The 12230-nt window shown below is 46.4% G+C and carries 7 protein-coding genes and 1 pseudogene; all 8 read right to left on the bottom strand.

Going from position 1 to position 12230, the window contains the following annotated elements:
- Positions 1-122 (bottom strand): annotated as a pseudogene (locus AC1DSE_RS19655) (iron-sulfur cluster assembly accessory protein); the annotation flags it as partial.
- Positions 123-283: 161 nt separating this feature from the next.
- Complete coding sequence (iolB, locus tag AC1DSE_RS19650; protein WP_477509723.1) at positions 284-1096, bottom strand: 5-deoxy-glucuronate isomerase; 813 nt, start codon at positions 1094-1096, stop codon at positions 284-286.
- A gap of 92 nt (positions 1097-1188) precedes the next feature.
- Positions 1189-2652 carry a CoA-acylating methylmalonate-semialdehyde dehydrogenase gene (locus AC1DSE_RS19645; protein WP_477509724.1) on the bottom strand — a complete coding sequence of 488 codons (1464 nt, stop codon included), beginning with the start codon at positions 2650-2652 and terminating at the stop codon, positions 1189-1191.
- A gap of 18 nt (positions 2653-2670) precedes the next feature.
- Entirely contained in the window at positions 2671-3666 is a 996-nt protein-coding gene (gene iolC / locus AC1DSE_RS19640) for a 5-dehydro-2-deoxygluconokinase (RefSeq protein WP_477509828.1), read from the bottom strand.
- An 18-nt stretch (positions 3667-3684) separates the two neighbouring features.
- Positions 3685-5550: a 3D-(3,5/4)-trihydroxycyclohexane-1,2-dione acylhydrolase (decyclizing) gene (iolD, locus tag AC1DSE_RS19635; RefSeq protein ID WP_477528063.1), complete on the bottom strand. Its 1866-nt coding sequence runs from the start codon at positions 5548-5550 to the stop codon at positions 3685-3687.
- Between the two features lie 76 nt (positions 5551-5626).
- Entirely contained in the window at positions 5627-6382 is a 756-nt protein-coding gene (locus AC1DSE_RS19630; RefSeq protein ID WP_477528062.1) for a sugar phosphate isomerase/epimerase family protein, read from the bottom strand.
- A complete protein-coding gene (locus AC1DSE_RS19625) occupies positions 6379-7320 on the bottom strand; it encodes an aldo/keto reductase (RefSeq protein WP_477509727.1) in 942 nt (313 codons plus the stop codon). The genes AC1DSE_RS19630 and AC1DSE_RS19625 overlap by 4 nt, the downstream gene beginning before the upstream one ends.
- 359 nt (positions 7321-7679) lie before the next feature.
- On the bottom strand, positions 7680-12230 hold a 4551-nt coding region (locus tag AC1DSE_RS19620), incomplete at its 5' end, for an S-layer homology domain-containing protein (RefSeq protein ID WP_477528061.1).

Raw genomic sequence — 12230 nt, 5'->3', positions numbered from 1 at the left:
TAATGACCATGATCTCCATGATTCTGAGTTATAAAAACACGAATCATCTTCCCTTCCGATTCATTACTGCTCAACATCTTTTTTAAAACGGTTGCTGCATTTCGATTAATTTTGCATTTCATGCTTTATGTCCTCTATTCTTTTTTGACTTACTGTAATAATATTAGTTACAGAATGGGATGTCAAGTTTTGAGTAATCGAAATTAAAAAGAGAGCAATGCCATCATTACAATTGGCATTGCTCTCTTTCAATTGTAGCATTTTAATCCTCGTTATATAGATCTTATCGTGGCTTCGGCATCAGCCAAGCGTGATCCGGATCGTTATAAAACTTCCAAATACGAACTGGCCCCGCCATTACGTTCAAATAATATACATCATAACCTGGAGGAGCTGATACAGGATGGTAGCCTTTAGGTACAAGTACAACTTCACCGTTGCCTACAGTCAACGTCTCGTCCAACGAACGATCGTCTGTATAGACACGCTGTACTGCAAATCCTTGCTCTGGCTGAACTTGATAATAATAGGTTTCTTCTAGAAGTGATTCCTCAGGCAAAAAATCACGGTCATGCTTGTGCGGAGGAAAACTGGACCAATGACCGGCAGGCGTGAACACTTCTACGACGAGAAGACTGTCTGCATCTGCGGTTTCTGGCAAAATATTATGAACGAGCCGCTGCGTACTGCCCTCGCCACGATTTTCAACCCCAACATGACCAGGTGCGATCAATCTTGCTGCGTGCGTACCGCTGCCTGGAGCCCAGCATACAGCAATTTGCAGGTCTGTTAATGCGGTAATCGTGAACTTATCCTCAGATGGAACATACACGGAATAAGGAGGAATTTTCTCAAAAACATTCATCCGGCGGCCGATGCTCTTCCATTCTGACTTCTCTGTGGAAACGTCAGCCTTTCCTCTTAGCAGGACAACGCAAGCTTCCCGCTCCTCTGTCAGACGGCTAAGTGATTGTCCGGCATCTAGAGTAAACACTTCAAAACCAACATATTCCCACCCTGCAGATTCTGGAGTAATCCGAAGGGTATTACCTTCCTGATCCGGAGTTTGGTTCGGTTTTACAATTAGTTCACTCATTTTCAAATGCCTCCCTTCGGGTATTTTGATCCATTGTCCATACATTTTAACAGGAGGATCAGAATCAACCGATCCTCCTGCTAACGAGCCGCTTACCAGCGGGAAGTGACCATTTTCTTCCTCGTAAAAAACTCGACACCGTCTGAACCGTTAGCATGCAAGTCACCGTAGAACGATTTCTTCCAGCCAGAGAAAGGGAAAAATGCCATTGGGGCAGGTACGCCCAAATTCACACCCAGCATACCAGCGTCGATCGTTTCACGGAATTGACGAACATGACTGCCATTTTGAGTGAAAATGCACGCTCCATTTGCTAGTTCTGAACGATTGGCTAGTTCAATCGCCTCTTCCAGCGTATCCACGCGGACAATCGACAGCACGGGAGCAAATATTTCGTCCTTCCAAATTTTCATCTCACTCGTCACATGATCAAAAATTGTCGGGCCGACGAAATACCCTTCGCCATTTGATGCCGCATCCGTACGGCCATCACGGAGCAGTACCGCTCCCTCTTCTGTACCTGTCGCAATATAGCCCAGCGTACGTTCCTTGTGCGGACCGCGGATGACCGGCCCTAGAAAAACATCTTTATCCATGCCATTACCAATGATTAGCTTATCAGCTGCCGCGACCAATTTATCAATCAACGTTTCAGACGCTCTCCCAACGGAAACGACGACAGCGCATGCCATACAGCGCTCGCCCGCAGAGCCAAATGCCGCGTTGATGATTTGAGTCACCGCTCCGTCCATATCGGCATCCGGCATGACGATGGTATGGTTCTTAGCGCCGGCAAGCGCCTGAACCCGTTTCCCTTGCGCCGTTGCGGTTTTATACACATATTCCGCGACGGGCTGGGAGCCAACAAACGAAATCGCAATGACGTCCGGGTGCTCAATCAGACCATTTACGACATCGTTTGAGCCATGTACAAGATTCAGCACGCCATCCGGCAAACCCGCTTCCTTAAACAGCTCCACCAGACGATTCGCAAGAAGCGGCGTCCGCTCGGAGGGCTTGAGGACAAACGTATTGCCGCAAGCAATTGCAAGCGGGAACATCCAGCAGGGTACCATCATTGGGAAGTTAAACGGTGTAATTCCGCCCACAACCCCAATCGGATATCGGAACATACCCGACTCCACATTTGTAGCGATGTCTGGAAGTTGTTTTCCCATCATGAGCGTTGGCGCCCCTGCAGCGAATTCAACACATTCAATGCCGCGCATGACTTCCCCGTGAGCATCTTGATAGTTTTTTCCGTTCTCCAAGGTAATGATCTGAGCAAGCTCTTCCCAATGTTCAACTAACAGCTGTTGGTATTTGAAAAGAATTCGAGCACGGCGTGGTACCGGCGTTTTACTCCATGTTTTAAACGCTTCTTTCGCATTTCGGACAGCTTGATCAACTTCATCCTTAGACGACAGCGGAACGTAAGCCAAAATTTCTTCGGTTGCTGGATTGAATACGGGTTCCGTCTTGCCTGAAGTCGAGGCGATCCATTCGCCTCCAATAAAATTCGATAAAGGTATAAGTGCTTGCATTTGGGTCATCATTGTCGTTCTCCTCTCCAGTTACGCTTGTTTGGAAGAAAGCATATATTGTTCAATCTGCCCCACTGTCGGCATGGCGTCCGAGCAGCTATGACTGGAAATAACAATGGAAGCTGACGCGCTGCCGAATGTCATACTGCGGCTGACATCCCATCCTTGTATAAGTCCATAGATAAATCCTGCTGCATACGAGTCGCCGGCTCCGAATGTCTTGATAACCTTAGCCGGGAAAATAGAACCCCGCTGTGAGCTGCCGTTTTTGCCATAAGCAATCGATCCTTCTTTGCCGTGCTTGATGACGACGATCTCGGCGTGGTAACCGAACCATTGCGCCGCAGTTACTTCGTCGCTGCGTTCGGTGTTGCCGTCGAACCGCTCCAGCATATCGAATTCCTCGCGTGTCCCAATAATAATATCGCTCTTTTCCGCTGCCAAATGATAATAAATGGCCGTTTCCTCGGGAGATGCCCACGAATATGGCCGATAATCGATATCGAATATTACCTTCGTTCCGTGTTTACGTGCGTAACGAAGTGCAAGAAGCACCGCCTCGCGGGATGGACTCTGTGCCAGCGCCGTACCGGATACGAGAAGTACCTTGCTTCGTTTGATTAACGATTCGTCAACTTCTTCAGGCGCGAGCAACAAATCTGCCACATTGCTGCGGTACATCAGTATGCTGCAATCCTCTGGGCTTTTGATCTCTGTAAAAGCAAGTCCGGTAACCGCTCCAGTTCGATCCGTTGTGACACCTGAAGTGTCTATGCCGTTATTACGCAGGTATTGATCAATAAATCGGCCCATCTGATCATCAGCAACCTTGCCGATAAACGCTGTTTTCATGCCTAATCGCGACATACCGATGCAGATGTTGGCCGGTGAACCGCCCACATATTTGGTGAAAGTCATCGTTTCTTCCATAGGACGATTGATTTCATTGGCATTCAAATCAATGCATAGGCGGCCGATTGCTACAAAATCCAAATCCTTATCACCCGAAAAAGTAATCGTATCCATCATATCCCTTCTTCCCAATTAATAAGGGCGCGCCGCACTGATGTTTTGCTGCATCTGCTCATGCGCCTTCCTCACTTTGTCGCTCACAGACACCTCAGGTACGCCTACATTCCACCATGAGTCATAACCATCCGTATTCGTTCCCGGAAGCACCTTAATTTCCACCAGCACAGGTCCTTGTTCCGCTTTCGCGTCGTGCAGCGCTTGCTCCAGTTCTTTCGCTGAGGTAGCTTTATATGAGGCAGCGCCTAAGCCGCGGGCAAGCAAAGAGAAATCAATCGGCATAAACGGTCCATCTAACCTTCCTGTCTCTTTGGATCGGAAGCGGAATTCATTGCCGAAGCCGTCGCTGCCGTGACCGCGCTGCAAGTTATGAATGCATTGAAACCCGTTGTTGTCGAATAGTAAAATGGTCAGCTTCACGCCTTCTTGGATTGCCGTAATCAGCTCAGAATGCAGCATCAGGTAGCTCCCATCACCAACTAACGCATACACTTCACGATCCGGTTCCGCAAGCGCCACGCCAAAAGCACCGCTTATTTCATACCCCATGCAGGAAAAACCATATTCCAAGTGATAAGTGTTCGATTCAGTTACACGCCAAACACGGTGCAGATCGCCCGGAAGGCTTCCAGCGGCGCYAACGACAACATCCTTCGATTCGATGAATCCATTAATGATACCGAGAGCTCTAGTCTGGGTTAACCCATTGGCGCTCTCCAAGGCGTAGAGACGATCAACTTCATTGTCCCACTCCGCTTTCAACTCTTGAATATAACCGTCAGCATAGCTGGATCTGAATCTGCGATTCATTAATTCCAACTGTAGTGCGACAATCGCCAACTTTGCGTCTGCTGTGATCGAATCCGCTTCCATCTTAACCGCATCAAATGAACTAACATTCAAGTTCAGAAATGCAGCATCGGAGTTGCGAAATGCGGATTTGGATGCCGTCGTGAAATCAGAAAATCGTGTACCGATTCCGATGATCAAGTCTGCTTCGGCAGCTACCCGATTCGCTGCCAGTGTGCCGGTTGTACCAACTCCGCCGAGGCCAAGCGGATGATTCCACGGCACCGCGCTTTTGCCCGACTGGGTCTCAGCTATCGGAATGCCGAATGCTTCTGCAAATGCGAGAAGCTCTTTCGTCGCATTCGCATAGTGAACGCCTCCCCCTGCGATGATCAAAGGTTTCTTCTTGCGCATGATCAAATCTGCGGCACGTAAAATGGCATCCTGTTCCGCTGGACGGCGCTGCAGGAAATGGATTCGCTTCTCAAAGAAGCGTACTGGATAATCATAAGCCTCTGTTTGAACGTCCTGCGGCAGCGCTAACGTAACCGCTCCGGTGTCAACTGGATCAGTCAGCACGCGCATCGCCTGTAGAAGCGACGACATCAGCTGTTCAGGGCGGACGATGCGATCCCAAAACTTGCTGACTGCCTTGAACGGATCGTTTGCAGATATGGAGTAGTCACTCGGAACCTCCAATTGCTGCAGTACGGGGTCAGGCTGTCGGGAAGCAAAGTTATCGCCTGGCAGAAGCAGCACAGGTATGCGGTTAACCGTTGCGGTTGCGGCGCCAGTCATCATATTAAGTGCTCCTGGGCCGATTGAAGTCGTGCAGGCAAAGATCTGACGGCGGTTCTTCTGTTTAGCGTAAGCTGTAGCCGCGTGAACCATACCTTGTTCGTTCTTGCCCTGCACGAACAATAACTCAGTAGTTTCTCGCTCTAGAGCTTCGCCGATACCTGTGACGTTACCATGTCCGAAGATCCCCATAACACCACGAACGAACTTTATCTCTTCTCCGTCTACAGACAAATACTGTTGATCCAAAAATCGCAGCAAAGCCTGCGCCATAGTCAAGCGAATCGTTTTCATCAGCAAAACCTCGATTCATTATAGATTGGATAAGGAAAAGCCCGCTGTTCCGGTTATTCAGATGCGGGCTTCAAGGTTAAACGAGCGTTTTTTCCAATTTCAATAAGTATTCCAAGCTAGCAGCCAGACTGTCCAACGGACTTCCTGTGCAGTAATCCTGCTCTACCGCAAACCACTCAACGCCGCTTCGCAATCCCCATTGCAGGATTGGAGAAAAATCAATAACTCCTGATCCGATCTCAGCAAAAGTCTCTCTGCTGTCCGCAGTCATGTCCTTCAAATGAAGAATCGGCATACGATTGGCATAGTTCTGGATGAAGGACAAAGGATCTTGGCCAGCTTTGCGAACCCAGTACGTATCAATCTCAGCGTAAATGGCTGGATCATCAAGCAAGTACTCCAGTGCAAATTTACCATCTATGGATGTATGAAATTCAAAATCATGATTATGATAGCCAACGCGATATTTCGTGCCCTTAACTTTAGCAGCCACTTCAAGCAAGTCTTTCTTCACGCTTGCATACCCTTCTGGATTTTGCAGCCCATCCGGCAGGGAGTGACAGATAAAGTCTTTCGTATCGAATAAGCGAGCCTCTTCCAGCACAGCAACTAAATCAAACTTCATTCGCTCCAGCCCTACATGCATGCCAGCGGTACGTAATCCGAGTTCCTTCATCACCGCAGCAATTTCTCGTGCTTCATATCCGTGCAACCCGTCGATTTGAAYGGCCGCCCATCCCATTTCACTCAATTGCTTCAGCACCGCTGGAAAATCCTTCTTTACTTCGTTTCTCAAAGTGTAGAGCTGAGCCGCCAATTGATGTTTGATCATTCCGCAATCTCCTCCTTTTTCAAATCCAGCCATTCGACTTCCCCGGCAGTTAATGGTAGATTCATAGCCATAACCGAATCATGAAGCTCATCAAGATTTCGAGGTCCGATGATTGCGCATGTTGGGAAAGGTTGATGAAGAACATAAGATAATGAGATTTGAATCGGCGTTACCTGTTTCAGCTCCGCTAGCTTCACCGCTCGTCGGTATCGCTCCCAGTTGTTGTCGTTGTAATACACTCTCACCATTTCCGAATCAGAGAGATTGTCTGGCGTAAAATGGCCTGAGAAAAATCCGCCTGCCTGCGAAGACCATGACAATAGCGGCAGCTGGTTACGCTCATGCCAATTGCAGGTTTCCTCATCAGCAGACACACAGCCCTCCCACCTCGGCTCTTTCGCTTTAGCAAGACTCAGGTTCGTACTGCTAAACGTAAAACCTACTAGCTGATGCGCCGCCGCGTATTCGTTCGCTTCCTGTATGCGCTGATGCGACCAATTCGATGCGCCAATCGCGCGAATCTTCTTCGTTTCAAGCTGCTCATTTAGCACTTCCATGATTGGCCCAACCTCGACGGTCGGATCATCTCTATGAAGCGCATATAGATCGATATAATCTGTTCCCAGCCTCTCCAAGCTTTCGTCCAGATCCTTTCGGATGGCTTGTGGATTCACCCGTGGGCCTGGACTCCCGTCATCGTGGTGAGCGCCTTTGTTCATAATGACTACTTTTTCCCTGATCTTCTTCTCCGCCAGCCATTGTCCCAAAATCTTCTCTTTTCCTCTGTACTGATGGGCAGTATCAAACATATTGCCGCCTGCTTCAATGTAAGCATCAAGCATCAACCGTTTTGCATCGTCCAATACTCTCAGGTCTCCCGTTCCCATAATCAACCGGGACATCGGCTTGTTCACACCTTGCATCTCCATCATTTCCATATGAACACTCCTTTCATGCTGCACTTATTCTGTTCTTCCTCTTTCAATAGAGGCATCAATCGAAGTTCGAAAATGTCTCCAACAAAACGTTTTAAACAGCTCATCATTTTTGTTCAACAATCTGTATGGTAGCGATACCATAAAAGGACAATCACGTTTTCTGGAATCGCTACCATACGGTAATTGAAGTCAGTATAATAGATTCTACCCCGTTTTACAATAGCCTCTAAAAATTACTTTCCTCAACTAAACCGAAAATGTTGAAAACCCTTTCATTAAACATGAAGTACTGTGCATATTCAGTCCTTGCAAAAAAGGAAAAGCCGCCCTGTTGAGCTCGAGCGGCACTCCCCCATTCATTATTTATTGATCATGTTATACAAGATTACAGCCGATTCTGCTCTAGAAAGTGGAGCCAGCGGAAGAATGGAATTCCCATTTCCTTTGACAATTCCATTTTCAATCAACGAAGTCAAGCTTTCCATCGCATAGCTCGCAACTTTTGCTTTGTCGTTAAAACGATCCAGCCCAGCTGACGTGCCTTCGTTCAGCTTCATACCGGCAGCCTTCATCGATTTGTGGAGTAGAGCGAACGCGTCCTGCCTCGTAATCGGTTGTAGCGGATTAAATTTATTGTCTCCGCTGCCATTAGTGATGCCAAGCTTTTTGGCGATCATCACTTCATTATAATAATAAGAAGATAAACTGACGTCATCGAAATTCGTATCGATTGGAGCAGTTAATTCAAGCGCCTTAACAAGCAGAACGATAAAGTCCGCCCTTGTTATAGTGGCTGAAGGATTGTATTTTGTTACAGACGTGCCATTAATAATCCCTTTGGATGCCAGTACTTCAATTTTCTTTTTAGCCCATTTCACATTCTCGAGATCATCGAATGTTTTATGAACAAACTTGATCGCATATTTGCTGAAATGACTCGTCGTAAAAGCAACCGTTTTTGTAGATGGCTCATATTTGCTGTTCGGTACTGTGATCGCTTTACCAATGTTATTAATGTACCCTGCTACAATTTGCTCCGAATCGGCTAACTCGGCATCTGATGGTGTATACGGAACTGAAATTTTCACTCGAGCCTGTGGATTGCTCCAAGCAACCTTAGCTCCATCGACATACACATCAACCTCAATAATTGGTCTATCGCCAATCTGTTCCTGTAAAGCTGGATCAAGCGATGTTTTATCTACGCTCGCAATAACTAGCGCAACCGTCTTCGCTCCGGACAAATCCTGTCCGCTTAGCATATTGGCAGGTATCGTTATTGTTCCAATTGCAGTCGTTATCTCGATCAAATGCGTCGCTAGATCAGAATGGAGTGCTGCTTTCGGAAGCTCAACGACATACGCTTTTGCTTTATCCGCTTTCTGCACCTCGACTTTAACCGTTTTGACACCATCATCATCAGCTGAAGATGTGCTAAGCGCTTTGTTCCAGTCTCGCTCTTCAACCACGGCCTTTGCTTCTCCCGTTCTAGCATCAACTTTAGGCACTAAGTTAATTAAACCTTTGTCGTTTGTCACGTCGGGAGTGACGACATCAACGACATCATTTTTTGCAAAACGAAATCTGCTGCTGAAATCAAATGGAATGTTGTACATATCTCCGGGACCAATCAAGAATTTCGTGTCCAGGTATGAACGCTCCCCTACCGGAATGCTATCAACATATGGCGAGAACGACTTCACACGAATCTCCTTTGACTTTTCATCAAATTCAAAAAAAGATGTCCAACCGTTGCCGCCAGCGATATCCGATTGATAGTCAGTTAACACTTGCAAGACTTCATTTCCATTAGCCTTCTTCTTCACATTCAGACCAGCACCGCTATTATGTCCGCCTACCATCATGAATACTTGATCATAATTCTCGACAAGGTCTCTCCAAAATAAGCTGCCCTGACCGCCTTCGCTCACTTGACCATTGTCATCGATTTTCATAATATTATGCGAGAAAATGACGGTTGGCATTTTCGGGTTCTCATTAAGCACCGTTTTTGCCCAGTCTCTTTCTTTTGTATTACTCGAATTGTTCCCCACTGAGTCTACCGCAAGGAACATATACTTGTAGCTGCCGGCTGTTATGATCGAGTAGGTGCTTAATCCCGAAAGCGAAGCGCCCTTGAAATGTTCCGTACCAGCAAATCTATTGGGACCCATGGTGTCCAGATAGCCAGAGCCATTCAAATCGTGATTGCCGCGAGTAACAATGTATGGCACGTTAGCTTGATCTAAAATCTTATAGGCCTTATCGGCGGAAGCCCATTCCTTGGCTGCACTGCTTTGCGTCGTGTCGCCAACATTTACCGTCATCGCGATATTCTTGCTAACATAATTGTCTGCAATAAACTGCAGCTGCTTCTCAAGAATTTCCGGTTTGGATTGCACCACATACTGTGGATCTGGAATGATCGCAAACGTATACGTATCTTGTGCAAACATCGGAAGATCATTATTAGTCCCATAATTTACCTTATATTTGAACTCCGTTTTAATGAATTGGTCCTTCTCCAATGCTTTACTAGAGACCCTAATATGTTTGATTTTTCCTAAAAAGAGGCTGTCTGGCGCTCTATCCCATTCATAAGCTCCGACATTCCACCCCATGCCCGCTTCGGCTGCGATTCCATTAATGATTTCGTCCGTTTGAGGATTGCGAATGGATTCTACACCATTTACGAATAAAATTGTCTTCGAGCCATCATTCACAATCGCAACGTGTGTGTAGTCATCTGACTGAGCCCATGCTTTAACAGCTGAAAGTGAGTTCGACCAGTTCGATTGGAGTTCGTTCGAGCTCGAGTTCCCATGCGTACTCGCCCATTGAACTTCGCGAATGCTTGAAATGGATAGCGTTGATAGCGGCTCCTGTTCCCCTGGATCAAATGTGTTATTCCCTTGGCGAGTCAATATCCCCATCCAGTCATTAATATTGGTGCCAAGCTTAAATTCTGCTTCAATCGTAAAACCTTTATCGAAAGTTTTCGTATTGATTGGGGCGCCTTCTACTGTAGTCAAATATTGGCCATTTATTTTCTCATTTGCAAAATCAAGAGCACCGTCTTCAGTAAATGACAGCCTATTGTCTCCCGGAGTTCCAGCAACGGCCATTTTAAGATCATTGCCCATGCCGCTCCTATCTTTTATAACCAAATTGCCTGCTTCGATAGATGTTCCGGGCTGCACATTTGCTTCGGAAAACACCCAATCAGCAATTACGGAATCATTAGGATTCTCAGGATCAGTGCCAGGTATTTCACCTAAAGTCAGTTCAATAGGCTCAGCTGCATCTTGTTCGTTGTACAGCTCAAATTCGCTGATCGCATATTTATGATCGGCATTTAAATTCGCTGCCCATAGCAGCAAATAAATGCCTTTCAACCCCTTATAACCTTCACCGTAATATTCCTTATAATTGGGAAGATCAATGGTTACACTCTCGTAAATGTCTGGACTGTCTGTCTGCCATGTCGGCTTATAGGCTTTAGCATTAAGCTCCTGCCATGTGGTGCCATTTACAGAAGTTTCAGTATCGATGACGGTTATACCTTGCTGCTGTGCATTATTGACGACAAGAACTAGTTTATTAAAATCTTGAAGATTATCGTCGTCCCATTGCAGCATAATCCGATGCGCAGGATTAAACTCACCTTTTGGGTTCAGGTTTGTAATAGCAGCACTTTGGAAATACGTCTCCTCATCCCCGTCAGCAAACTTGAGCGGAGAATGCTCACTTGAGTTATCGTAATCGTTTCTAATTAAGTTAGCTGGCTCTCCATCTTTATTCAAATATGTGGCACTTACAACCGTAGCTTCAAGCGCTACATTTTTGTTTCGTTTTACCGTTAGCGTATAGGTTTTTGTTGTCATGCCATCCGCTGCTTTGGTAACGAATACGATCTTACTATTGCCCATCGGCAGCTTCGCTGTAATCTTCTGTCCGCTGATGACTGGAATATCGTTAACTGTCATTGTGCCTTTTTTGTTTTTCAGCCGTGGCTGAATCGTAATGGCATCTACTTTTGTATTAACCCTTGTTGTATAATCGTATATTTCGCTATTAAAAACAATGTTCTCTTTTCCTCCACTAACGACTAACTCCGACAATGACGCTTCGCTGTTTGCGTCCAACACCGTTATTGTACTTTTAGCCACAAATCGTCCGTCTAATGTTCTGGCCGAAATCTCAGCCGAGCCCGGTAATTTCGCAAATACCTTACCGCTCTGATCCACGGCAGCTGCATCAGCGTTGCTGCTGAACCATTCATATGCTTTGTTCGTTGCATTGCTTGGTAAGATCTCAGCAGTCAACTTCATCGTTTCATTCGTATAGAGCGTTCCGGTTGAGGGGGAAACCTTAATGCCAGTTACAGGAACAACGTCACTAGTAACCGTGATGCTAGTGGACGCCTTTTTGTTGCCATCAACACTAATTGCCGTAATAACTGCTTTCCCTCCAGCTATCGCATTTACTTTTCCATTGCTGTCTACGGTCGCGATCTGCTCATTCGATGTGTACCAATCTACACTCTTTTCGGTCGCTCCTGCTGGTAAAACAACCGCTTCTATTGCTTCCGTTTCTCCTGCATCCATTGTAAGTGTCTCTGGAAGGCTTAAAGCATTCGCAGCAATGTAGTCAAGATTTACTTTTGTTTTATCCAATTGGAATAAATCCGCTACTCCCCCGTTAAGGACGACTTCTAGTTGATAGAGGTTTCCGCCAATTGGCGTCAATTCAACAGGTTCCAGATCTCCTGTAAGTCTACTTACTCTCTTAATCGCATCCTTATTGTATTTTGCTAGATTTAATTGCACCGTTATCGTCTGTTCCGTCTCTGCACCCTCTCCGTGCTGCTCCACCGTTTTACCGTTACCTGATGTCAGTCCATTCATGAC

This window comes from Paenibacillus sp. 01L418, from assembly GCF_056400045.1.
This window is presented reverse-complemented; position numbering and strand designations above follow the sequence as displayed.

Coding starts and splice junctions, on each gene's coding strand:
- AC1DSE_RS19645 (WP_477509724.1), bottom strand. CDS start 2,652: ATGATGACCCAAATGCAAGCACTTATACCTTTATCGAATTTTATTGGA.
- iolC (WP_477509828.1), bottom strand. CDS start 3,666: ATGGATACGATTACTTTTTCGGGTGATAAGGATTTGGATTTTGTAGCA.
- iolB (WP_477509723.1), bottom strand. CDS start 1,096: ATGAGTGAACTAATTGTAAAACCGAACCAAACTCCGGATCAGGAAGGT.
- AC1DSE_RS19625 (WP_477509727.1), bottom strand. CDS start 7,320: ATGGAAATGATGGAGATGCAAGGTGTGAACAAGCCGATGTCCCGGTTG.